At 68.2% G+C, this 24,524-nt stretch carries 17 protein-coding genes and 2 pseudogenes; 7 read left to right on the top strand and 12 right to left on the bottom strand.

From position 1 onward, the window contains the following. Positions 1–94 precede the first annotated feature (94 nt). Positions 95–1,678 (bottom strand): bifunctional phosphoribosylaminoimidazolecarboxamide formyltransferase/IMP cyclohydrolase, encoded by a 1,584-nt coding sequence (purH, locus tag EO174_RS12105; RefSeq protein ID WP_126944601.1) that lies wholly within the window; start codon positions 1,676–1,678, stop codon positions 95–97. 74 nt (positions 1,679–1,752) lie between these two features. Here purH and EO174_RS23225 point away from each other — a divergent pair. Together EO174_RS23225 and EO174_RS23220 are read left to right on the top strand one after the other, a co-directional pair. Beyond that, positions 1,753–1,905 (top strand): annotated as a pseudogene (locus EO174_RS23225) (CDP-alcohol phosphatidyltransferase family protein); the annotation flags it as partial. A 2,483-nt stretch (positions 1,906–4,388) separates the two neighbouring features. Continuing rightward, positions 4,389–4,787 (top strand): annotated as a pseudogene (locus tag EO174_RS23220) (hypothetical protein); the annotation flags it as partial. A 2,898-nt stretch (positions 4,788–7,685) separates the two neighbouring features. Here EO174_RS23220 and fis read toward each other — a convergent pair. The 3 genes from fis to EO174_RS12080 form a co-directional block, all read right to left on the bottom strand. Next, complete coding sequence (fis, locus tag EO174_RS12090; RefSeq protein WP_104583541.1) at positions 7,686–7,958, bottom strand: DNA-binding transcriptional regulator Fis; 273 nt, start codon at positions 7,956–7,958, stop codon at positions 7,686–7,688. Positions 7,959–8,074: 116 nt separating this feature from the next. After that, positions 8,075–9,220: a DUF3426 domain-containing protein gene (locus EO174_RS12085; protein ID WP_126944592.1), complete on the bottom strand. Its 1,146-nt coding sequence runs from the start codon at positions 9,218–9,220 to the stop codon at positions 8,075–8,077. Between the two features lie 475 nt (positions 9,221–9,695). Then, positions 9,696–10,073, bottom strand: a complete 378-nt coding sequence (locus EO174_RS12080; protein ID WP_104583543.1) for a helix-turn-helix transcriptional regulator — start codon at positions 10,071–10,073, stop codon at positions 9,696–9,698. A gap of 185 nt (positions 10,074–10,258) precedes the next feature. Between EO174_RS12080 and EO174_RS12075 the strand changes: the two genes are divergently transcribed. Then, complete coding sequence (locus EO174_RS12075) at positions 10,259–10,735, top strand: hypothetical protein (protein WP_232099319.1); 477 nt, start codon at positions 10,259–10,261, stop codon at positions 10,733–10,735. Between the two features lie 12 nt (positions 10,736–10,747). Here the strand turns inward: EO174_RS12075 and prmA are convergent, their stop codons facing one another. Then, positions 10,748–11,668, bottom strand: coding sequence for a 50S ribosomal protein L11 methyltransferase (prmA, locus tag EO174_RS12070; RefSeq protein ID WP_039509979.1), 921 nt, complete (start codon positions 11,666–11,668; stop codon positions 10,748–10,750). Between the two features lie 394 nt (positions 11,669–12,062). Between prmA and EO174_RS12065 the strand changes: the two genes are divergently transcribed. Together EO174_RS12065 and EO174_RS12060 are read left to right on the top strand one after the other, a co-directional pair. Continuing rightward, a complete protein-coding gene (locus EO174_RS12065; protein ID WP_115675837.1) occupies positions 12,063–12,986 on the top strand; it encodes a hypothetical protein in 924 nt (307 codons plus the stop codon). After that, entirely contained in the window at positions 12,983–13,345 is a 363-nt protein-coding gene (locus EO174_RS12060) for a hypothetical protein (protein ID WP_104534522.1), read from the top strand. The genes EO174_RS12065 and EO174_RS12060 overlap by 4 nt, the downstream gene beginning before the upstream one ends. 277 nt (positions 13,346–13,622) lie before the next feature. On the opposite strand, the gene accC is transcribed toward EO174_RS12060, so the two are convergent. From accC to EO174_RS12025, 7 genes are all read right to left on the bottom strand, one after another. Further along, positions 13,623–14,990 (bottom strand): acetyl-CoA carboxylase biotin carboxylase subunit, encoded by a 1,368-nt coding sequence (accC, locus tag EO174_RS12055; protein WP_104583546.1) that lies wholly within the window; start codon positions 14,988–14,990, stop codon positions 13,623–13,625. Further along, the gene (locus EO174_RS12050; RefSeq protein ID WP_104583547.1) at positions 14,980–15,414 is read right to left on the bottom strand and encodes a four helix bundle protein; all 435 of its coding nucleotides are present in this window, start codon (positions 15,412–15,414) and stop codon (positions 14,980–14,982) included. Before EO174_RS12050 ends, accC begins: the two co-directional genes overlap by 11 nt. 20 nt (positions 15,415–15,434) lie before the next feature. Beyond that, positions 15,435–15,923 carry an acetyl-CoA carboxylase biotin carboxyl carrier protein gene (gene accB / locus EO174_RS12045; protein ID WP_104649183.1) on the bottom strand — a complete coding sequence of 163 codons (489 nt, stop codon included), beginning with the start codon at positions 15,921–15,923 and terminating at the stop codon, positions 15,435–15,437. 91 nt (positions 15,924–16,014) lie between these two features. Continuing rightward, positions 16,015–16,461 carry a type II 3-dehydroquinate dehydratase gene (aroQ, locus tag EO174_RS12040; protein ID WP_104583549.1) on the bottom strand — a complete coding sequence of 149 codons (447 nt, stop codon included), beginning with the start codon at positions 16,459–16,461 and terminating at the stop codon, positions 16,015–16,017. Between the two features lie 462 nt (positions 16,462–16,923). After that, positions 16,924–19,266 (bottom strand): protein-disulfide reductase DsbD, encoded by a 2,343-nt coding sequence (locus EO174_RS12035; protein ID WP_126944589.1) that lies wholly within the window; start codon positions 19,264–19,266, stop codon positions 16,924–16,926. 5 nt (positions 19,267–19,271) lie between these two features. After that, positions 19,272–19,604, bottom strand: coding sequence for a divalent-cation tolerance protein CutA (gene cutA, locus EO174_RS12030; RefSeq protein ID WP_104583552.1), 333 nt, complete (start codon positions 19,602–19,604; stop codon positions 19,272–19,274). Between the two features lie 275 nt (positions 19,605–19,879). After that, positions 19,880–21,691 carry an endonuclease gene (locus tag EO174_RS12025; RefSeq protein WP_126944586.1) on the bottom strand — a complete coding sequence of 604 codons (1,812 nt, stop codon included), beginning with the start codon at positions 21,689–21,691 and terminating at the stop codon, positions 19,880–19,882. A gap of 609 nt (positions 21,692–22,300) precedes the next feature. Between EO174_RS12025 and EO174_RS12015 the strand changes: the two genes are divergently transcribed. Then, a complete protein-coding gene (locus EO174_RS12015) occupies positions 22,301–22,588 on the top strand; it encodes a co-chaperone GroES (protein ID WP_003483210.1) in 288 nt (95 codons plus the stop codon). A gap of 136 nt (positions 22,589–22,724) precedes the next feature. Next, complete coding sequence (gene groL, locus EO174_RS12010) at positions 22,725–24,365, top strand: chaperonin GroEL (protein ID WP_011035771.1); 1,641 nt, start codon at positions 22,725–22,727, stop codon at positions 24,363–24,365. The last annotated feature ends 159 nt before the right edge of the window (positions 24,366–24,524 follow it).

Here is a 24,524-nt window from a genome sequence, read left to right as displayed (position 1 = left end):
ATTGGGGATTGGTTGAAGCAAGGCGGAGACCGGAACAGGAGAGACCAGAGCGACGTTGCCACTCCCGAATCCCGAATCCCGAATCCCGGCTCTATCAGTGCCTGAAATGCCGTACGCCGGTGAACACCATCGCGATGCCGTGTTCGTCGGCGGCGGCGATCACTTCACCGTCGCGCATCGACCCGCCAGGCTGGATCACTGCCTGGATGCCGGCAGCGGCGGCGGCATCGATGCCGTCGCGGAACGGGAAGAACGCGTCCGACGCCATTACCGAGCCGGCCACTGTGAGCTTGGCCTCCTCGGCCTTGAGCGCGGCGATCTTGGCGCTGACCACGCGGCTCATCTGCCCGGCGCCCACGCCGATGGTGCGGTTGTCCTTGGCGTAGACGATCGCGTTGGATTTGACGTACTTGGCCACGCGCCAGGCGAACAGCAGATCGCCCAGCTCGGCCTCGCTGGGCGCGCGCTGGGTGACCACGCTCAGCTCGCCCAGCGACATGCCGCGGTTGTCGGACGACTGCATCAGCAGGCCCGAGCCGATCCGCTTGGTGTCGTAGTTGTTGAGGCCGGTGCCGTGCGGGATCTTGAGCACGCGCACGTTGGCCTTCTTGGTCGCGTAGTCGAGCGCGCCGGGCTCGTAGTCCGGGGCGATCAGCACTTCGACGAACTGGCGGTCCAGGATGGCTTTCGCGGTCGCCGCATCGAGGGTCTTGTTGAAGGCCAGGATGCCGCCGAAGGCGCTGGTCGGGTCGGTCGCATAGGCCAGCTCGTAGGCATCGCCGCAGGCCGCGCCCACCGCCACGCCGCAGGGGTTGGCATGCTTGACGATCACGCAGGCCGGCGCATCGAACTGGCGCACGCATTCCCATGCCGCATCCGCATCGGCCAGGTTGTTGTAGCTCAGCTCCTTGCCCTGCAACTGCTGGAAGGTGGCCAGCGTGCCCGGCACTGGATACAGGTCGCGGTAGAACGCGCCGGCCTGGTGCGGGTTCTCGCCGTAGCGCAGGTCCATCACCTTGACGAAGTTGGAATTGATCTGCGCCGGGAACGGGCTGCGCGTGGGCACCGCTTCGGCGCTGTCGGCCACGGCCGACAGGTAGTTGCTGATCGCCGCGTCGTACTGCGCCACGCGGTTGAACGCGGCCACCGACAGCGCAAAGCGCTTGGCCGCCGACAGCTGGCCGTCGTTGGCATCGAGTTCGGCCAGCAATTCGGCGTACTGCGCCGGGTCGCTGGCCACCGCCACGCGGGCGAAGTTCTTCGCCGCCGAGCGCAGCATCGCCGGGCCGCCGATGTCGATGTTCTCCACCGCATCGGCCAGCGTGCAGTCCGCCCTGGCGGTCACCGACTCGAACGGATACAGGTTCAGCACCAGCAGGTCGATCGGCACGATGCCGTGTTCGGCCATCACTGCTTCATCGACGCCGGCACGGCCGAGCAGGCCGCCGTGCACCAGCGGGTGCAGGGTCTTGACGCGGCCGTCCATCATCTCCGGAAACCCGGTCAGCTCGGCGACGTCGGTGACCGGCAGGCCCGCCTCGCGCAGCGCCTTGGCGGTGCCGCCGGTGGACAGCAGCGCGACGTTGCGCGCTGCCAGCGCGCGGGCCAGATCGACCAGGCCGGTCTTGTCGGAAACGGAGAGCAGGGCCCGGCGCACGGGCAGGAAATCAGAGGCCATTGGTGGGGGCTATCAAGGCGGGGCAGCCGATATTGTAGGCCGCACCGGCGCTCGAATGGGCTCGACCGCCCGTGATGGCGTCGATCCATGCGCTGGCAGGACGCTCCCGGGCGCTGCTGCGGCCGATGCCGGGCACGCTGTCTCGCGGCGGCATCGGCGCCAGCCAGGTGATGCCCGCTGCGGCTGCAGCGTCGTTGCTGGTGGCCGCGCTGGTCGGTCGCGCAGGCCATGGCGGCGTGCGCGACCAGCTGGCCTCGGTCTGCTGCGTCGCTGCCAAAGGTGGCGTTCCCTGTGATCTGCGACAGCGGGGCGCGAGTGCGTGGCGCACCTCGGTGCCCGGCTTGCAGCGATGCCGGGCACCCGATGACGCAGACGACGCGCTCCGGCCACAGGCGTGCCAGGCTTCGATCATCAGGTGATGCGTCGCAACGGGCGATACGTTCGACGCTGCGCGAACGTTGCATCGGCCAGGTAGACGGTTGCAACAGTGCCTGCTGCGCGCGTTGCTGACGCGTTGCCTGACGCCCGTCACCGCTGCGGGCAGTCATCGCCACGATGAAACTGCCAACCGTGCATCGCCTGCAGGCGCGAATGGATCACGCACCTTGAATACACTGCATCTCAGTTGCAGCCCCGCACGGCATTGCCGCGTGACGCGGGGACGCCTGTTTTCGCGGGCGATGGCGCTTCATCTGATGCCGGCATGCGTTCGCGACGCGATGCGGTGAGTGCGCGACACGTTCCTTGATTCGGCTTGTGCACTGACGAACACAATCCGGAGCCGGTCGCAGATTGATCAAAAAAACCGGTCCCCGTGCGTGGCGCACCCAGCTGTTCTTCGGGAATGCGCACCTGTCTTCCGCTGCGGCGACAGTGGCCACGCCGGGCTGACCGACGATCTGTGCTCGCTGACCGATTCGCTCAACCGGTTCACCAGCAACGACGCTCTCGGCGAGGCGTCCCGTCGCTAATTGCTGCAACGGCTGTCGCGCAGGAGCCAGCCTTGCCGTCACTCCCCGCTGCGTCTTGCCGTCACGGCCGTCCATGACCCTGCGATTCAAGCAAGACACCGCAGCGCGCGTGCGCCTGGTGGCGCTCGTCGATGACCAACCGCCGCAGTACCGCGACTGCCCTCGCCAATGGGCGGATCCGTCTCGCCATGACGGCGGGATGACCCGCATCCCTCGATTGGCCAGGGCATGCACGCCGGTTTGCGCAGCTGCCCGGAACATCCTCATGAGAGCAAGCCTATGAATCGCGAAAAAGTCCTGGCCTTACGCACCTGCACGAACAACATGTCCGATCATTGCGGACTGATCTGGCCGCAGTCCGGCAGTGTCGAGTGCCGGCATTGGCAACCCACCATCAAGCAGGAAAACGGTTTGACCGGCCTGTTGTGGGGGCAGGGCACCAATGCGCATCTGAACATGCATGCCGATGCGCATTGGGTGGTCTGCATGGTGGATACCGCCGACATCATCTGGTTGGGCGAGGAGGGAATGATCAAGTTTCCCCGCGCCGAGGTGGTCTACGCCGGCAACCGTGCCGGCGCGATGCAGTGCATTGCCGCGGGCATTGCGCAGCACACCCCGCCCCAGCCGGAGCCACCTGCAGTCGTTGCCGCGGACTTCATTCCCAAGGCAGCGCAGGCGCAGTTCACTGCGCCTGCCGTCGACAGCGGTGCGCCTTCCACCGCGCCACATCCAGTGGCGGCCAGCGGCATCGACCCACAGGCCGCACAGCCTTCGAATGCGATCTTGCGCACCCGCGAAATCGCCACCTATGGCAGCACGCTCACAGGCGCCGATCAGAGCCAGCTGATCGCCGGCTATGGAAGTACCGAGACTGCCGGTAACGGCAGCGAGTTGATCGCAGGCTACGGCAGCACCGGCGTGGCCGGATCCGACAGCACCATCGTTGCCGGCTACGGCAGTTCCCAGACCGCAGGCGGGGGCAGCACGCTGACGGCCGGGTATGGCAGCACCCAGACCGCGCGGCATGGCAGCGACCTGACCGCCGGCTACGGCAGCACGGAAACCGCGGGGGCAGACAGCTCGCTGATCGCAGGCTATGGCAGTACGCAAACCTCCGGCGGCGACAGCTCGTTGACGGCCGGTTACGGCAGCACCCAGACCGCGCAGAACGGCAGCGACCTCACTGCAGGCTACGGCAGCACCAGCACGGCGGGCACCGACAGCTCGCTGATCGCCGGCTACGGCAGCACCCAGACCTCCGGCGGGGAAAGCTCGCTGACGGCCGGCTACGGCAGCACGCAGACAGCGCAGGACGGCAGTGACCTCACTGCCGGCTATGGCAGCACCGGTACCGCCGGTGCCGACAGCTCGCTGATTGCCGGTTATGGCAGTACACAGACCTCCGGCAACGACAGCTCGCTGACCGCGGGCTACGGCAGCACGCAGACCGCCCGCACCGGCAGCGACCTCACGGCCGGTTACGGCAGTACCTCCACGGCCGGCGCGGACAGCACCTTGATCGCAGGGTACGGCAGCACGCAAACCTCCGGCGGCGACAGCTCGCTCACTGCCGGCTACGGAAGTACCCAAACCGCGCGCAAGGGCAGCGACCTGACTGCCGGCTATGGCAGCACCGCAACCGCCGGTGCAGACAGCACCTTGATCGCAGGCTATGGCAGCACCCAGACCTCGGGCGGGGACAGTTCGCTCACTGCCGGCTATGGCAGCACGCAGACCGCGCGCAAGGGCAGCGACCTGACCACCGGTTACGGCAGTACTTCCACCGCGGGCGCGGACAGCACCTTGATCGCCGGGTATGGCAGCACGCAAACGTCAGGTGGGGAAAGTTCGCTCACTGCCGGCTACGGCAGTACGCAGACCGCACGCAGCGGCAGCGACCTGACCACCGGCTATGGCAGTACCTCCACCGCCGGTGCCGACAGCACGCTGATTGCAGGCTACGGCAGCACGCAAACGTCCGGCGGCGACAGTTCACTCACTGCCGGCTATGGCAGCACGCAGACCGCACGCAAAGGCAGCGACCTCACCACCGGCTACGGCAGCACCTCCACCGCCGGTGCCGACAGCACGCTGATTGCAGGCTACGGCAGCACGCAGACGTCCGGCGGCGATAGTTCGCTGACCGCCGGCTATGGCAGCACGCAGACCGCACGCAGCGGCAGCGACCTGACCACCGGCTACGGCAGTACCTCCACCGCCGGTGGCGACAGCACGCTGATTGCAGGCTACGGCAGCACGCAAACCTCCGGCGGCGATAGTTCGCTGACCGCCGGCTATGGCAGCACGCAGACCGCACGCAGCGGCAGCGACCTGACCACCGGCTACGGCAGTACCTCCACCGCCGGTGCCGACAGCACCTTGATTGCCGGTTACGGAAGTACCCAGACGTCGGGCGGCGACAGCTCGCTGACCGCCGGCTACGGCAGCACGCAAACCGCCCGCAAAGGCAGCGACCTGACCACCGGCTATGGCAGCACCTCCACCGCCGGTGGCGACAGCACGCTGATTGCAGGCTATGGCAGCACGCAAACCTCCGGCGGCGATAGTTCGCTGACCGCCGGCTATGGCAGCACGCAGACCGCACGCAGCGGCAGCGACCTGACCACCGGCTACGGCAGTACCTCTACCGCCGGTGCCGACAGCACCTTGATCGCCGGTTATGGCAGCACGCAAACCTCCGGCGGCGACAGTTCACTCACTGCCGGCTATGGCAGCACGCAGACCGCGCGCAAAGGCAGCGACCTGACCACCGGCTACGGCAGCACGTCCACCGCCGGTGCCGACAGCACGCTGATCGCCGGTTATGGCAGCACGCAGACCTCCGGTGGCGACAGCTCGCTCACTGCCGGCTATGGCAGTACGCAAACCGCACGCAAGGGCAGTGACCTCACCGCCGGTTACGGGAGCACTTCCACTGCCGGTTCGGACAGTTCATTGATCGCCGGCTATGGCAGTACCCAGACGGCCGGCTTCAAAAGCATCCTGACCACCGGCTACGGCAGCACCCAGACCGCGCAAGAGGGCAGCATGCTCACTGCCGGCTATGGCAGTTCTTCCACCGCCGGCTCGGACAGTTCGCTGATTGCCGGCTACGGCAGCACGCAGACCGCCGGTTTCAAGAGCATCCTCACTGCCGGCTACGGCAGCACGCAGACCGCGCAGGAGCGCAGCTCGCTCACCACCGGTTACGGCAGCACATCGACGGCAGGGCATGACAGTACGCTGATTGCCGGCTATGGCAGTACGCAGACCGCCGGCTACAAGAGCATTCTCACCACTGGCTATGGCAGTACCCAGACCGCGCAGGAAAGCAGTTCGCTGATTGCCGGCTACGGCAGTTCCTCCATGGCCGGCCCGGACAGCTCGCTGATCGCCGGCTATGGCAGTACCCAGACCGCCGGTTACGACAGCTTCCTGACGGCCGGTTACGGCAGTACCCAGACCGCGCAGAGCAGCAGCTGGTTGATCACCGGTTACGGAAGCACGTCCACCGCCAGTTTCCAGAGCTCGTTGATTGCCGGCTATGGCAGCACCCAGACGGCCGGTTACGAAAGTACCTTGACCGCCGGCTACGGCAGCACCCAGACCGCGCAGGAAATCAGCTGGCTCACCACCGGCTACGGCAGCACGCAAACGGCGGGGCATGGCAGCATCCTGACCGCCGGTTACGGCAGCAATTCCACGGCAGGTTACGAAAGTACCCTGATCGCGGGCTACGGCAGCACCCAGACCGCGGGTTACGAAAGCACCCTGACCGCCGGTTATGGCAGCACGCTGACCGCGCTGGAAAACAGCTCGCTCACCGCCGGCTACGGCAGTACCGAAATCGCCGGGTTCTCCAGCACGCTGATCGCCGGTTACGGCAGCAGCCAGACCGCCGGTGGCGACAGTACCCTGACCGCCGGCTACGGCAGCACGTTGATCGCGCAGGACAACAGCTCGTTGACCGCGGGGTACGGCAGCACCGAGACCGCCGGGCAGGACAGCTCGTTGATCGCCGGCTATGGCAGCAGCTTGACCAGCGGCGTGCGCAGCTATCTGACGGCCGGCTACGGCAGCAACCAGATCGCCAGCTATGGCAGCTCGTTGATCGCAGGGCACGAAAGCACCCAGATTGCCGGCCATCGAAGCATGCTGATTGCCGGCAAGCTGAGTTCGCAGACGGCCGGTTCGCGCAGCACGCTGATCGCCGGCATGGGCAGCGTGCAGACGGCGGGCGACCGCAGCAAGCTGATTGCCGGCGCCGACAGTACCCAGATCGCCGGCGATCGCAGCAAGTTGCTGGCCGGCAGCAACAGCTTCCTTACCGCCGGGGACCGCAGCAGGCTCACCGCAGGCGACGACTGCACGCTGATGGCGGGCGACCGCAGCAAGTTGACCGCCGGAAAGAACAGCATCCTGACGGCCGGCGCCAACAGCAGATTGATCGGCAGCCTGGGCTCCACCCTGACCGGTGGCGAAGACTCGGTGCTGATCTTCCGCTGCTGGGACGGCAAGCGCTATACCAACATCATCGCCAAGACCGGAGAAGAGGGCGTCGAGGCCGACACCGCCTACCAGGTGGACGAAGACAAGAACGTGGTCGAGAAGTTCGACGATCCGTTCGATACCATCGCCACCATCGTGCTGGAACAGGGCAGCGGGCCGGCGTCCGCAGGCGACCATGCAGCGGTGACGCACTTGCCGAACTGAGCAATCCCCTCGTCCAGGCGATCGGCGTTGCCGATCCAGCACTGCGGCCAACCGCCGAAGACGCGGCGGTTGGCCCAATCAGATGAAGAAGGCGCGCGACGCGGGCCACGCCGGGAACTCAGCAGGTCCTGCCTCAAGGCGTGGCAGGGGGACGAATCAGGCAGCCTTACCAGGCATCAACACGCAGAACATTCCACAACACGCTGCGAAGATCGACCAACGGCCGCGCACCCCACCAAGCGTGCCAGCCAGCGCACTGCCAGCCTGCAGCACGCAACAACGCGCCAACGATTCCCCACTCCCGATTCCCGATTCCCGTCCTACGTCAGCCCGTACTCTTTGAGCTTCTTGCGCAGCGTGGCACGGTGAATGCCCAGCATCGCCGCCGCGCGGCTCTGGTTGCCTTCGCAGTGGTTGAGCACTTCCACGAACAACGGGATCTCCATCTCGCGCAATACGATTTCGTACACATCGTCGGCGTCGCTGCCGTCCAGGTCACGCAGGTAACGGCGGACGGACTGGGCCACGTGTTCGCGCAGCGGCGACTTCGGGGCGCCACGACCGGGGTCAGGGCGAGAGGGGGCTGCGTTCAAAGGAGGGTTCCCAGTGTCACGAAGCCGGGACGCGTGGCCGGCGAGGGGGAGTGAGTCTAGCGCGTGACCTCACCGCTCGCCACGCCCGTGTGGCCATCGGCGCAGGTCGCGTCCGCTCAGCGGAAGTCGAAACTGAAGGCGGCGGTGCTCGCGGCCGGCTCGCGTACGGCAAACGCCACCTGCACCGCCTGGCCCGGCGCGAGCGTGTCCTGCGCGGCTGGTGGCTGGCCCAGATACTCCTGCGGCGCTAGCACGCGCGTGCCGATCACCCGCCCGTCGGCGTCGGACAACGACAGCTGCAGCCACGGCCAGGCCTGCGCCCAGCGCGCCTCGTTGCGGAAGCTGGCCTGGACCTGCAGCACGCCCGGCACCCCGGGCAGCGGGCGCACATCGCGATGGAGCAAGGTCAGCGCGGCCGGCTCGCGCCAGGCCGGCAGCGTGCAGCGCGCCACCGCGCAGGCCGCGCTGGCCAGCGGACGCCAGCGCGCATCGGCGGCCAGCTGCGCGCGGTCGGCGATGACGATCTGCAACGCCAGCAGGCCGACCAGCCCGACCAGCAAGGCCCACTGGCGGCCGCTGGCGCGCAGCCGTGGCCGGGCCAGCCCGCGGCGTGCGAAGGCGGGCGCGGCCTGGGCCGCGAGGGGCTGGAACCGGTCAGGTGCCGCTGCGCCGGCAGGGCCTGCGGCGCTGTCGCCTGGCTCGGCGTCCATATCCGGGTCGATGCCGGACGCAGGCGTGGCGTCCGGCACGGATGCAACGCCGGACGCAGCGGAGTGCGCGCGCTGCTGGTCTGCGCCGGCAATGCTGCCGGTCGCCACGCCACCCGGATGTGCGGCGGTCTGCTGTGCAGCAGGAGTGCCGGCGATCGCGGTGCGGGTGTCGCTGGCGCCGGCCGCTGAGCCTTCGGCAGGATCGCCGGGCAGCGGGCGCGCAGTTGCCGTGGTCCAGGCCGGCCGGTCCGGCGCGGTGGCATCCGCTGCGGCCTGGCCGGCACCGCTGCCTGGCAGGGGGATGCCCACCGGCGCAGGCTCGCTGCGCGGCGCGGTCACCAGCGGCTCGAAGGGCGGCGACACGCCCGGTGCTGCCGGTGCGGCCACCGGCTCGGTTGACGGCGCCGGCGCCAGTTCGCTGGCCGGCACCGGCGGCGCGGGCAGCGGCGGTTCGGCAGCAGGCACCACCGGGGTCGGCAGCAGCGATGGAGCCGCCGGCGTCGCACGCAGGAACGTGGCCAGGGGGCGGCGCGGTGGCGGAGTCTCGGACATCGGCAGGCGTGCAGCGGGAAGGGCTCTATTCAACCACGCGCACGCCAGCGGGCGAACCCGGGTGCGTCATGCGTGCGTGCGACACGCACCACAGGCGCCGAAAACGCCTCCAATCGACTGCGGGGATGCATCATCCACCCGGTGGCCGACCGTCGCGCCGCTGTCAGCGCCTTGTCTCGGCCAAGGGCCGCATCCAGCAACGCCCGCATTCCAGCCAACGTGCAAACGAAGTTGCCGGCGCCACGTCATCGAATCCGCTCGGGTCAGCTGCCAACTCGGAGCGCGCCCACGAGGTTGCGGCCAAAGGCGGCATTCCAGCCAGCAAACAGGCGGAAGTCCTGGCACCGCATCATCCACATCCGGCTGGGCGCCCAGTCAGCTCGGAGCTTGCCGTGCGAATGACACCCCGAGCAGTCTGCCCCCGATCCCCGATCCCCGATCCCCGACTCCCGACTCCCGACTCCCGACTCCCGACTCAACGCCTGCGCCGCGTCTTGCCCTCGGCCAGCAGCAGATCGAGCAGGCCGCTGCGCTGGCGCGGGGCCAGCGTGTCGAAGCGGTTCAGCAGCACGCGTTGCTGGTCGTCCAGGTGGCGGTACTGCGCCGGCTCTTCGGCGATCGCCGGCACCGGCGGGCCGAAGGTCCGCTCGCCGCGGCCGGTGGCCAGGTATTCGAAGGCCATGCCGCTGCGCCTGGCCAGGCCGATCAGGTTTTCCACCGAGGGCGCGGTGCCTTCGGCCATCTCCCACTGCGCCACCGCGCTGCGGGTCACGCCCAGTTCGCCGGCCAGCGCTTCCTGGGTCAGCTTGGTCAGCGCGCGGGCTTCGCGGACGCGTTCGTACAACTTGCTCACACGGCACCGTGAGTGGGAACGGGCCGGGAGATATAGCCCTAGCAGCAAACAGGGATAGTTCGTATAACTTTCATATGCCGATATGTTTGCGATACTGTCGTCACGTCAATGATGACGGGATCACAGCGAACTCAAGGAGGATGTCCATGGTCGAGCCAGCCGCTCCCGACACCGCCCGCCCCAGCATGCCGGCAACGCCGCCAGCCAGGCCGCCAGCCGCTCCGCCAACTGCCGCATGGCCGGCACATTCGCCACTGGATCCGGCGATCAACCACTTTCGTGGCGCACCGTGCTACCAGGTCTGGCGGCGCCATGACGCGTGGACCGCCGTCGCCGACGGCACGCAGTGGTCGGCCGGGCTGGCGCCGCGGTGGTGGGCGCTGCGCCAGCGGCACTGGCGGCTGCTGGCGACGGGGATGGGCTTGCTGGCGCTGGCCGGCGGCGTGGCGAGCCTGGGCCTGCAGGCGTGGTCGCTCCCGGCCTGGGCGGCATTGCTGCTGGCCGAGCTGGGCTTGCGTGTCCATGTGGCCCGGCAGGCCGGGCCGTGGCGCAGCGCGGCGCTGCAGCGCGCGGGCTGGCAGGCGGTGACCCGGCTGCGCGCCATCAGCGTGGCCGATGCAGTGACTACCGCGCAGATCCGCGCCGGCCGGCCGCCGCGCTGACGCGAGGCGGCGTCAGTGGCGGCGCACGCCGTCGATGCGCATCCAGTCTTCGTCGCGTTCGCAGCGCAGTTGCTCGAACCAGGGCGCGTAGCGTTGCAGCAGCTCCTCTTCCTGGCCGTGCAGGATGCCCGACAAGGCGATCCGCCCGCCCGGCGCCACGCGTGCGGACAAGGTGTCGGCCAGCGCATCCAGTGCCGACGCCAGGATGTTGGCAACCACCACCGGATAGGTCTGCACCGGCTCGTCCTGCGGCAGGTACACCGCCAGCTGCGCCTGCAGGGCGTTGCGCTCGGCATTGTCGGCAGTGGCCAGCAACGCCTGCGGGTCGTTGTCCACGCCCACCGCGCTGGCAGCGCCCAGCTTCAACGCGGCGACGGCGAGGATGCCCGAGCCGCAGCCGAAATCCAGCACGCTGCGGCCCTGCAGCTCGCCACTGCCGGCCAGGCTGTCCAGCCAGCGCAGGCACAGCGCGGTGGTCTGGTGCGTGCCCGAGCCGAACGCCAGGCCCGGATCCAGGCGGATCACCGCCGCGTCGGGCGCTTGCGCGGCCTCGGGCAGCGCGTGATTCCACGGCACGATGAAGGTGCGCGCGCCGAACTGCATCGGCTTGAACTGATCCATCCAGGCGCGTTCCCAGTCGCTGTCGTCGACCGTGCGGAACGCGACCTGGCTCCAGTCCAGCCCGGGATCGAACGCCTCCAGCGCGGCGAGCAGCACCAGCGCATCGCTGTCGCCGTCGAACAGCGCATTCAGCACCATCGTGTTCCACAGCGGCGTTTCGCCGACGCCGGGTTCGAGAATGGCGCGCTCGTTGCTGGTGTCGGCATTGGCGTCGAGCAGCGTCACCGCCAGCGCGCCGATATCGTCCAGCGCATTCTGGTAACGGGGCTGGGTGGCATCGGAGCAGGGCAGGGTCAGTTCAAGAAACGGCATCGTGGCGGTCGGGCAATTCGAAAGCGTGCATCGTAGACCATTCGTGCGGGCCGACCCTTGCGCAACGGTGCCTGGGTGCCTGCATGCGTCGAGCGCACGATCACGCCGACGCCGACGCCGACGCCGGACGCCGGACGCCGGACGCCGCACTGCGGCCGCAGCGCAGTGCCGCCGGCAGCTGCCGGCAGCTGCCGGCGGCTGAGGCGAACGCGCCGGCAACCAAACAGCCGCCGCGCGCCACTTACACCACACACGCGCAGATCTGCCTCCTCATGCACTCCCTCTTTCGCAACCCGCTCCGGCAGCGTCCGCTTGCGCGCCAGCGCGTGCGAATGCGGGTGCTAGACTCCGCGCCGTCGCTGCGGGGCTTTCCGCAGCAGGGTCGCCGCCGTCCATGCCGTTTGCTCGTTCCCGCCATCTGTGGCTGTTGCTGGCTCCCGTCGCGCTCGCGGCGGCGTGGTGGCATGTGCGCGCGCAACCGGACGATCTGCCCGCTGCGGCGCCGTCAGCGGCGGCAGTCACTGCCCGCGCAGGCGCGCTTGTATCGACGGCGCACGCGCCTGCCGAACGCGGCACTGCCCTGCAGCTGCCCTACCGCGATGCGGTGGACGCGCAGCCGGACCTGTACCGCTATGCACAGCAATTGCAGCAGCAGGTGCGCGCCGGCGATGCGCAGGCGGGGTGGCGCCTGAGCCGCGTCTACGATTACTGCGCCCCGTATGCGTCCAGCCCGGCCGGCTATGCCGCCGACAGCGCGTGGATCGCCGCCCAACACACGCCGGGGGTGGTGGCGATGCACGCCGCGCGCACGCGCGTGGCGCAACGCTGCGCCGGCTTTGCGCCCAGCGATGGCCTGAGCCCACGGCTGGTGGCGCAGCAACGCCAGGCGGCCGCGCGTGCGGGCAACCTGGCGGCCGAGGCGGCATTGCTGGCGCTGGGCGAGCCGCTGCAGCGCGCGCCCAGCTACAGGCGCGCGCTGGTGCAGCGCGTGCTGGCCTCGCGTGATCCGGAGGCCTACCTGGCGCTGGCGCCGGCGATGGGCGCGCGCGCCAGTGGCGATGACAGCCTGGCCGGCTATGTGGCCGGCGATCAGTTCGCCGAGCTGGCCTGGCAGGTGGCCGCGTGCCGGCTGGGGCTGGACTGCAGCGCAGACAGCACCCTGGTCACCAGCTATTGCGCCAACGCGGGCATCTGCTCGCGCGACAGCGCACAGGATTTCGTGTCGTTCGTATTCGATGCCGCGGTGCCGCGGCAGGGAGCAGACAGAGTGGATGAGATGGTCGATGCCTTGGTCTCCGAGCCGGGAGCGCAGTCATGAATTACCGTCGCCTGGCGCACGGCGCCAAGTTCTGGTTCTGGGTCGCGTTGTTCGTGGCGTATTCGGCCGCGGCCGTGGGCATCGTGATGATCGACACCGCCGATCACCGCTACCAGCCGCTGTCGGTCAAGTCCACCACGGTCACCGCCGACGAGCAGCAGCGACGGCATGGCGCCAGCCAGGTGGCCGCGGTGTACCGCGCCAGCAGCGCGATGCCGTTTTCGACCTTGCCGGCCGGCTCCACGTTCCAGGTGGTATGGCCGGATGGTTCCACCGAAACCATGACCGTGGTCGACCCGGCCTCGTCCAGCGGCATCGTGCCGGTGCCGGGCAGCCAGCAGCCGGCGCCGCGGCGCTGAGCGATGCAGCGCATCGCGCTCCGATGCGGGTGCGATGCGCATCCGCGCGGACGACAAGATCTGCGCAGCGGATCCGGTCGCACCCCGGATCCCGTAGGAGCGCACCCGGGCGCGACGAGGTTCCACCGCTAAGGCGCGGTCGCGCCCGGGTGCGCTCCTACGCATGGGTCGGCTGGCCGCGTGCCTGGCCTGCGTGAGGCACTGCCGGCGCGATGCACCGGGAAACAACGCAAAAAAGCCCGGTTTCCCGGGCTTTTCTGTGCTCTGCCTGCTGCGATCAGGTCAGCGCGATCGACTTGTTCTTGCGCTCGGCCAGGCGCTTTTCCAGGTAGTGGATGTTCTGCCCACCGGCCTGGAAGCCCTTGTCGCGCATGATGCGCTGCTGCAGCGGGATGTTGGTCTTGATGCCGTCCACCACCATCTCGCTCAGCGCCACGCGCATGCGCGCGATCGCGGTCTCGCGATCGGGGCCGTGCACGATCAGCTTGCCGATCATCGAGTCGTAGTTCGGCGGCACCTTGTAGCCGGCATAGATGTGCGTATCCACCCGCACGCCGGGGCCGCCGGGCGGATGGAAGGCGGTGATCAGGCCCGGGTTGGGCATGAAGGTTTCCGGGTCCTCGGCATTGATGCGGCACTCGATCGCATGCCCGCGCAGCACGATGTCGCTCTGCTTGATGGTCAGCTTGCGGCCGGCGGCGATGCGTAGCTGCTCGCAGACCAGGTCGATGCCGGTGATGCGCTCGGTGACCGGATGCTCCACCTGGATGCGCGTGTTCATTTCGATGAAGTAGAAGCGTCCGTTTTCGAACAGGAACTCGAAGGTGCCGGCGCCGCGGTAGCCGATGCGGATGCAGGCATCCACGCAGACCTTGCCGATCTCGTTGCGCAGCTCTTCGGTGATGCCCGGCGCCGGCGCTTCTTCCACCACCTTCTGGTGGCGGCGCTGCATCGAGCAGTCGCGTTCGCCCAGATGGATCGCACCACCCTGGCCGTCGGCCAGCACCTGGATCTCCACGTGACGCGGATTCTCCAGGAACTTCTCCATGTAGACCTGGTCGTTGCTGAAAGCGGCCTTGGCTTCGGATTTGGTGGTTTCGATGGCGGCCTTCAGCGCCGCCTCCGAATGCACCACACGCATGCCGCGTCCACCGCCGCCGCCGGCGGCCTTGATGATCACCGGGTAGCCGATTTCGCGCGCCACCTTGGTGTTGGCGACGATGTCATCGCCCAGCGGGCCGCCCGAACCGGGCACGCACGGCACGCCGGCGGCCTTCATCGCGCGGATCGCCTCGACCTTGTCGCCCATCAGGCGGATGGTGTCGGCCCTGGGGCCGATGAAGATGAAGCCCGATTCCTCCACGCGCTCGGCAAAGTCGGCGTTTTCCGACAAAAAGCCGTAGCCGGGATGGATGGCCTGCGCATCGGTCACCTCGGCCGCGGCGATCAACGCCGGGATGTTGAGGTAACTGTCGCTGGAGGCGGCCGGGCCGATACACACCGACTCGTCGGCCATGGCCACGTGCTTGAGGTTGCGGTCGACCGTGGAATGCACCGCGACCGTGCGGATGCCGAGCGTGTGGCACGCGCGCAGGATGCGCAGCGCGATTTCACCTCGGTTGGCGATGACGACTTTATCGAGCATGGGATTCGGGATTCGGAATTGGGGAGTCGTACAGGGCGCTGGGTTCGCGCAAATGTCGCGATTGTTCCAGCGTGCGGATCAATGCATTGAGCCTGGCAAACGTGCGATTCAGCAGATCGGCAGTTGCCGCACCGGGCGATGCGAACTGCAGGCGTGTTGCAATCTGCAGTTGCGTGTCCAGCTCCGCCAGCGAGCCTCGCGCCATCGAGAGATAGCGCAGGTATTCGGCGGTGGAGCGCCGTGCAGCACCTTCGGCGATGTTGGACGGTACGCTGATTGCCGCACGCCGCATCTGTGCTGTCAGTCCAAAACGTTCGGAATCGGGAAAATCGTGGCTCAGGCGGTAGATCGCTTCGACAAGCGACATCGCATCGCGCCACACCGTCAGGCGCTCATGCGGTCGCTCTTGCGAATCCCGAATCACGATTCCCGAATCCCGGCGCTTCAGCCAATCACAAACAGCGGCTGATCGAATTCCACTGGCTGGCCGGTTTCGCCGAGGATGGCCACGATGGTGCCGGAGACGTCGGCTTCGATCGGGTTGAACATCTTCATCGCCTCGATGATCGCCAGCGTTTCGCCGGCCTTGACCTGCTGGCCGACGGTGACGAAGGCCGGCTTGTCCGGCGAGGGCGAGGTGTAGAACGTGCCGACCATCGGTGCGCGCAGCACGTGGCCGTCCGGCAAGGCGGCAGCCTGCTTGGCGCCGCCGGTGGAGGCCTCGGTGGGCGACTGCATCGGCATGCTGGGCGCCGCCGCCGGGGCCTGCGCGAGCGGGGCGGGTGCGTACTGCTGCACCGGCGCGCTCATCACGGTCGTGCCCTTGGGCACGCGCGCCAGACGCACGCTTTCCTCGCCTTCCTTGATCTCGATTTCGGCGAGATTGGATTCTTCGAGCAGGTCGATCAGTTTCTTGATTTTGCGGAGATCCATACGGGCCTCATGAGGTGAATCGGTGGAGGTTGCCGGCGGCTGCCGGCGGAATGGGGTCAGGCGGCCGGCGCAGGTGCCGGCGATACGGGTGTCATGCGTCGCGCTCCAGCCGCGCGATCACCGCTTCCAGCGCCAGCCGGTAGCTGTCTGCGCCAAAGCCGCAGATCACGCCATCGGCCTTGTCGCTGAGATGGCTGTGGTGGCGGAACGGCTCGCGCGCATGCGGATTGGACAGATGGATTTCCACGAACGGCAACCCCACGCCCAGCAGCGCGTCGCGCAGCGCCACCGAGGTGTGGGTGAAGGCGGCCGGGTTGATCAGGATGTAGACGGTGCCGTCCTCGCGCGCGGCGTGGATGCGCTCCACCAGCACGTGCTCGGCATTGGACTGCAGGCAGGCCAGCGTATGCCCGGCCGCCTGCGCGCGGTCCACCAGGGCCGCATCGATCTGCGCCAGCGTGGTGCGCCCATAGACATCCGGCTCGCGGGTACCGAGCAGGTTGAGGTTGGGGCCATGCAACAGCAGCAGGTGGGCCATGACATCCGGGAGAGCGGAAAGGCCGGAAGTCTGCGCGATGTGGCCGATGCTGTCCAGATAGGCGAAGTTAGGCTTGTTTTAAACGTTTGTTTCAAATTTGGACGTGGCAGGCAGTGGTGCTGCTGCGTGGAACCTTGCGGGACCGCCGTTTCGCGGCCGGCGCCTGGCGCGGCCGGTCGGTCGATCGCAGGCCGACCACGCGCTGAATTGCCGTCGGGGCGTTTGCCGTGTCCGCTCGCGCGGCAGTGGGGCTGATTGCCGGCGCAACGATGAGGGCGTCGTGTCGATCCACGCTTGGTGTTCGCCGCGATGCCGATCAACATGGCCGGCAGCGACGTCCTGCCCTTGAATACCGACATCAGCGGTGTCAGCGCTGGCGCTGCCGTTGTCATTACCCGCGCCGTTGCCGGATCAGGCCGCCATGCTCGCCGGCGCGACGGCCGACGTGGCAGGCCGGCCGGCTCAGCGCGCCGCGCGCAGCAACGCATCCTCGGTGATGGCACTGGTCAGCACGGTCGGCAGCACCGCCGGCGGGGCACCGGGGCCATAGACCACGTACAGCGGCACGCCGACGGCCTGGTGCTGGTCCAGGAAGGCGCTGATCCTGGGGTCAACGTTGGTCCAGTCGCCTTTCATGTAGACCGCGTCGACGCGGCGCAGCGCGTCGCGGAAATCGGCGCTGCTCAGCACGTTCTTTTCGTTGGCCTTGCAGGTCACGCACCAGTCCGCGGTCATGTTGACGAACACCACGCGGTTGTCGGCGCGCAGGCGGTCCAGCAGCTGCGGTGAGTACGCCACCACACCCTCGGCGGCGGTGGCCGCCGGCAGGCGCAGGCGGGTGACCCCGACCACCGGCACGATCGCCAGCACCAGCATCACCGCTGCCAGGCCCATGCCGATGCGGTGGCTTTTCCAGCGGCTGCGCTCGAAGCAGAACAGGCCCAGCGCCAGCAGGGTGGCACCGACCAGCATCAGCGCCAGCGCGTCCACGCCGCGCTGCTTGCCCAGCACCCACAGCAGCCAGATCGCGGTGAGATACATCGGGAACGCCAGCACCTGCTTGAGGGTCTCCATCCACGCGCCGGGCGTGGGCAGGCGCCGCGCCAGCGAGGGAATGAAGCCGATCAGCAGGAATGGCAGCGCCAGGCCCAGGCCCAGCGCCAGGAACACCAGCATCGCCAGCAGCGCCGGGGCGGTGAACGCATACGCCAGTGCGGTGCCCATGAACGGGGCGATGCACGGGCTGGCCACCACGCAGGCCAGCACGCCGGTGAAGAAGTCGCCCAGCGGGCCATTGCGCGACGCCAGCGACTGGCCGATGCCGCCCAGGTTGCCGCCCAGCGTGAACACGCCCGACAGGCTCAGGCCCACCGCAAACATCAGGTACGCCAGCGCCGCGACGAACCACGGCTGCTGCAGCTGGAAGCCCCAGCCGGCCGCCTGCCCGGCCGCACGCAGGCCGATCACCAGCGCGCCGATCGCCGCGAACGACACCAGCACGCCCAGCGAATACCAGATCGCATGGCTGCGCGCGTGGCTGCGGCTCTCGCCGCTGTGGGCCAGGCCCAGCACCTTCAGCGACAGGATCGGCAGCACGCAGGGCATCAGGTTCAGCACCAGCCCGCCGAGCAGGGCCAGCACCAGCATCGCCAGCAGGCCCTTGTCGGTATGCGGCGGCTGGGTGCGTTGCGGATTGTCGGCCGAGGCATCTGCGGCCGGTGCCGCAGTCGCCGCGGGCGTCGGTGCCGGCGCCGGCTCGGCAGGCAGTTGCCCGGCGGGCAGCGGCGAAATCATCAGCGGTGCCGCCTGCGCCTGGTTCTGCGGCGACACGGTGCCGGCGGGCAGCTCCAGCGCCACGCGGCGGGTCATCGGCGGGTAGCAGATGCCGTCGGTCTGGCAGCCCTGGAAGGTCGCCACCAGCGTCGTCCTGACCGGCTCGGCGTGCTCGCGCAGCAGCGGCAAGGTGACTTCGGCCTGGTCGAAATACACCACCACGTCGCCGAAATGCTCGTCGCGGTGCGCGCTGCCCTGCGGCCAGCGCGGCAGCCCGGGACGCACCCCGCCGGCGCCTTCCAGCGCCAGCGAGGTGCGGTCGCGATAGATGTAGTAGCCGGGCGCGGGGGTGAAGCGCAGCAGCAGGCTGTTGCCGTCGCCAACGATCGCCTCGAAGCGGAAGGCCTGCTCGGCCGGCAATGGCAGGGCATCCACGCCGGCCGCCTGGCCGGTGCTGCCGAACAGGCGCGGGCCCGCCGGTGCGCGCGGCACCAGTGCGCCCAGGTTCTCGCGCTGGGTGGTGGCGGTGGCGGCGGGCGCTGAGGCCGTCGAGGCCGTCGCGGCCTCGGGCAAGCTCACGCGCAGTTCGCGACGTTGCGGCGGGTAGCACACGCCGGCATCGGCGCAGCCCTGGTATTGCACCTGCAGCACCGCGGTCCGCAGCCCGGCATCGGCCTTGCCGGCCAGCCTGGCCTGCAGTTGCTTGCGGTAGGTCTGCACCTGGCCGAAGAACTCGTCGTGCTTGCTCTGGCCTTCCGGCAGCGCCAGCTCGCCGGCGGCAAAGCCTTGCCCGGATTTGACGCTGATGCGGTGGCGATACAGGTAGTAGCCCGGCGCGATCTTCCAGCGCAGCGCGATGCTGTCGCGGCTGTCGGCGGTGGCGCTGAGCGTGAAGGCCTGGTCCACCGGCAGCAGGTCGGCCTCGCTGACCGCGGCCTGCGCGGGCAGGGGCGCCACCAGCGCCAGCGGTGCGGCGAGCAACGGTACGGCCAGCAGTGCGCAGCGGGCGATCCAGCGGGACAGAGACTTCATGGACGTCAGGATTCCTTGCGGGTTTCGGCCCGGACCCAATCGAGATACGCCGGCAGCCCGGCGCTGGCTTGGACCGCGATCGCCTCCGGCAGTTCATACGGATGCAGCGCCCGCAGCCGCGCGATGGCGTCCGGCACGCGGTCTTCCCAGGTCTTGATCAACAGCTGCACTTCCTGGCTGCGCTCGATCGCCCCGTTCCAGCGATACAGCGACTGCACGCCGGGCAACTGGGTGACGCAGGCGGCCAGGCGTTCGTCCAGCAGCGCGCGCGCAATGCGCTCGGCGCTGTCGGCATCCGGGCAGGTGCTGAACAATAGATGGAGGGAAGCGGCGCTCATGTGACCGCGCAGTGTAATCCCCTGTCTGCAGGGGATCGACCGCAGATTCCGGAACAGGGCGTCAACTTCGCCAGGCCTCGCGGCCTGGCGGCGGTGCCCACGCGCCGGCGGCTCGCGCATGCAAGGACGCGACGCGATGGCGATGTGCCGGATGAAGGGCACAACGTCGGACTCGCGGGCCGGCGGCCGCGCGCGTTCGCCGCGTGGGCGATGGTGTGGGTTGCCGCCGCAGGCCGACGCCCGGCCCGACGCCTTGCGCGCCGGGCCGGGCTGGATCACTCGGCCAGCTGGCAGCTGGCCGGCTTGGCCGAGGTGAACAGGCTCGACGTCGCCCATTCGGGGTGGTCCACGAACGGATTGCGGTTGCCCTGGAAGCTGAAGATCACCTGGTTGCGGGCGCGCTCGGCATCGTCCGGCGGGTCGGCCTGGTGCCAGGCCAGCAGCGTGGACAGCAGGCCCATGTAGGCCGGCGAGGCCGAGGTCTGCACGATCTTGCTGCGGTCGTCGGTGAGCTCCAGGTCCGGCTCGGACTGCCCGGTGGCTGCGTCGGTGCCACCTTCATAGCGGATCGCCATGTACATCACCGCACGCGCCATGTCGCCCTTGCGCTTGCCCCACACCTCGAAGGTGCCGCCGTTACCGTCGGGGGTGCGCACCCAGTTGGAATTGCCCGGATAGCGCCCGCTGCCGCCGCCACTGCCGTCGTTGACCTCGGTGACCCGCTCGCCGCAGCTGCCGGTGCAGGCCGCATAGGGCTTGTTGCCGCGGTCGGCGTTGAAGGCGGTGTCGGTCAGATACAGCATGTGGGTATCGGTGTAGGGCGCATACGGCAGGCCCTTGTCGCCGCTGGCACTGCCAAAGCCCAGCGAGTTGGGCCAGGTGTGCTCGCGGTTGTAGGTCAGCCCGCTGCCGGTGCCGGCACGGTCGCTACCCTTGGCGTAGCTGCGGTTGCGGTAGGCGTCCAGGATCCGGCCGCTGTTGTTGGGATCCTCGTCGGCCATTTCCAGGATGGTCCAGGTGCTGGTGCCCGAGCCGCTGTACGGATAGACCGTGTGGCCCTTGATCACGGTGTGCAGCGAGCAGCGCAACTGGCTGGCATTGGCGGTGTTGACCCGCCCGTAATAGCCGGTACCGCCGCCGCTGGCGGTGGCCACGGTGAAGGCGATGGACTGGTTGGCGGCCGGGCTCAGCCCGCTGGCATCGCGGATGGCGCTGGCGGTGATCGCCAGGGTGCAGCGCTCGCCACCCACCAGCGCGGTGTTGGTGGACAGGCTGAAGCGGGTGCCGCTGGTCGGGTAGCTCAGTGCCACCGTGCCGGAGCTGGCGCAGCTGAGCGCGAAGGCGCCGCTGCCCAGCGTCACCGCCTCGCTGAAGCCCACGCTCAGGTCGCCCGCGGCGGGGAAGCCGGTCGCGCCCTGGGTCGGGGCGGTGCTGGTGATCGTCGGTGCGCCGCCGGTTTCGCCGCCACCGCCGCTGCCGTTGAAGCTCTGGCCGCGGTTGCACGCGCCGAAGGTCTGCGCCGACGAGCCGGCCCAGCTGAAGTTGGCCGCGCTGCTGCCGGTGCCGGTCAGTTGCAGCGAGCTGCCGACCGCGCTGCTGTTGCTCTCGCTGACCGGCAGGGTCTGGCTGGTCACGCCGGCGGCAGGGCCGCCACTGCCGGTGATGGCGCCTTCGTAACTGAGGAACTGCACCAGCTGCCCGTTGGGATCGACCAGCGCCACCCCGTCGTTGGGCCCGTTCTGCACGCCGTTGCTGGCGTAGCCGACCGTGGCCACGCGCACCTGGCTGCCGCAGCTGGCCAGGCTGCCGGCCGGCACCGCAGTGTTGGCGTAGACCGTCGCCGCACCCGGCGTGCTGCCGTTGTACAGATAGATGCGGTAGCCGCTCAGCGATTCGCCGGCGGTGGCCACCACCTCCACGCCTTCGCCGCTGTCGCCGGAGGCGCCCGCGTCGTCGTAATGCAGTTCGTTGATGAACACCGCCGCGTGGGCGGCAGGGGCGGTCAGCGCGAAGGCACAGGCCAGGGGAAGCGCGCAGCGCAGGGACCAGCGCAAGGGGGAAACACGGGCACGGGACGGCAACCTCATCGACAGCTCCTTGTGATCGGGGAATGCGTTGCCGACTGTAAGACGTGCGCATGACAATCGGTGGAACCTGGTTCCATTTTTAGTGCAGCTGGCCCGGTGACTTGGCTAACCCGCTTACCGCTTACCGCTCAGTGCCCCGTGCCCCGTGCCCCGTGCCAAGTGCCAAGTGCCAAGTGCCAAGTGCCAAGTGCCAGTGCCAGTGCCAGTGCCAGTGCCAAGTGCCAAGTGCCAGTGCCAGTGCCAGTGCCCAGTGCCCAGTGCCCAGTGCCAAGTGCCAAGTGCCAGTGCCAGTGCCAAGTGCCCAGTGCCCAGTGCCCAGTGCCGCCAGGCGCCGCAGCCCGTTGCGCAGTCCGGTGGCAAACCCGCCCGCTCGCAGCCACCTGGCGAACTGCCCGCCGGCTCCCAGCGGCCCTGCCACCTGTGGACCGGGACTGCCCGGCGAAAAATTTTTTGCCCCCAGCCCTTGAAAGCTGCCCACACAGCACAATCTCTGGCCCGCACCCGCTCTGTCGGGTTTTTTCCGCGCGCTGTGCTGGCAGTCGTCACATGCGAGTGCTAACATCGCCGATAATTTCCAGACCAATCAATCACTTAAGAGGGTCTTTCTCTATGAGCATCAAGCCGCTTCACGACCGCGTTGTAGTCAAGCCGATCGAAGCCGACGAAGTTTCCGCCGGCGGCATCGTGATCCCGGACTCCGCCAAGGAAAAGTCCACCAAGGGTGAAGTCGTCGCCATCGGCGCCGGCAAGCCCCTGGACAACGGCAGCCTGCGCGCGCCGGTGGTCAAGGTCGGCGACAAGGTCATCTACGGCCAGTACGCCGGCAGCAGCTACAAGTCCGAAGGCGTCGAGTACAAGGTACTGCGCGAAGACGACATCCTGGCGGTCATCGGCTGATAGCCGTTGCCGGCGGGATTCGGGAGTGGGGATTCGGGATTGGCCACTGCGCTTGGCGCAGCTGATCCCGCATCTCCCCCGAACCCCGCTCTAGCCAATCCCCAATCCCCAATCCCAAATTCCGGAGTTACAACCAATGGCTGCTAAAGACATTCGTTTCGGTGAAGACGCACGTACCCGCATGGTCCGTGGCGTCAACGTGCTTGCCAATGCCGTCAAGGCCACCCTGGGCCCGAAGGGCCGCAACGTCGTGCTCGAGAAGAGCTTCGGCGCGCCGACCATCACCAAGGACGGCGTCTCCGTCGCCAAGGAAATCGAACTGGCTGACAAGTTCGAGAACATGGGCGCGCAGATGGTCAAGGAAGTCGCTTCCAAGACCAACGACAACGCTGGCGACGGCACCACCACCGCCACCGTGCTGGCCCAGGCCCTGATCCGCGAAGGCGCCAAGGCCGTGGCCGCCGGCATGAACCCGATGGACCTCAAGCGCGGTATCGACCAGGCCGTCAAGGCCGCCGTCATCGAGCTGAAGAACATCTCCAAGCCCACCACCGACGACAAGGCGATTGCCCAGGTCGGCACCATCTCGGCCAATTCGGACGAGTCGATCGGCAACATCATTGCCGAAGCGATGCAGAAGGTCGGCAAGGAAGGCGTGATCACCGTTGAAGAAGGCTCGGGCCTGGAAAACGAGCTGGACGTGGTCGAGGGCATGCAGTTCGATCGCGGCTACCTGTCCCCGTACTTCATCAACAACCAGCAGAGCCAGTCGGCCGACCTGGACGACCCGTTCATCCTGCTGCACGACAAGAAGATCTCCAATGTGCGTGACCTGCTGCCCGTGCTGGAAGGCGTGGCCAAGGCCGGCAAGCCGCTGCTGATCGTCGCTGAAGAAGTCGAAGGCGAAGCGCTGGCGACCCTGGTGGTCAACACCATCCGTGGCATCGTCAAGGTCGTGGCCGTCAAGGCACCGGGCTTCGGCGACCGTCGCAAGGCGATGCTGGAAGACATGGCCGTGCTGACCGGCGGTACCGTGATCTCCGAGGAAGTGGGCCTGGCGCTGGAGAAGGCCACGATCAAGGACCTGGGCCGTGCGAAGAAGGTGCAGGTCTCTAAGGAGAACACCACCATTATCGACGGCGCCGGCGACTCGGCCACGATCGAAGCCCGCGTTGGCCAGATCAAGACCCAGATCGAGGACACCTCGTCCGATTACGACCGCGAGAAGCTGCAGGAGCGCGTGGCCAAGCTGGCCGGTGGCGTTGCAGTGATCAAGGTCGGCGCTTCGACCGAAATCGAAATGAAGGAAAAGAAGGCCCGCGTCGAAGATGCCCTGCACGCCACCCGTGCAGCCGTCGAAGAAGGCGTGGTCCCGGGCGGCGGTGTGGCCCTGGTGCGTGCGCTGGTGGCGGTCGGTAACCTGACCGGTGCCAACGAAGACCAGACCCACGGCATCCAGATCGCCCTGCGCGCGATGGAAGCCCCGCTGCGCGAGATCGTGGCCAATGCCGGCGAAGAGCCGTCCGTGATCCTGAACAAGGTCAAGGAAGGCACCGGCAACTACGGTTACAACGCCGCCAACGGCGAGTTCGGCGACATGGTCGAGTTCGGCATCCTGGATCCGACCAAGGTCACCCGTTCGGCGCTGCAGAACGCAGCCTCGATCGCCGGCCTGATGATCACCACCGAAGCCATGGTGGCCGATGCACCGAAGAAGGACGAGCCGGCGATGCCGGCCGGCGGTGGCATGGGCGGCATGGGCGGCATGGATTTCTGATCCAGCCCCATCGGTTGTTGCAGCAAAAAAGGACCCCGCCGAAAGGCGGGGTTTTTTTGTGGCCGGTCGTGGATGCCGCAAGAGGCGATCGTCGATTGGTCGTGCCTTGTCCACGCACCCCCCATGAGCCATGACCCCACGACCCCACGACCCCATGAC

The organism is Xanthomonas sp. BRIP62418 (genome assembly GCF_003993495.1).
In the GTDB taxonomy this organism is placed as follows: domain Bacteria; phylum Pseudomonadota; class Gammaproteobacteria; order Xanthomonadales; family Xanthomonadaceae; genus Xanthomonas; species Xanthomonas euroxanthea.
This window is presented reverse-complemented; position numbering and strand designations above follow the sequence as displayed.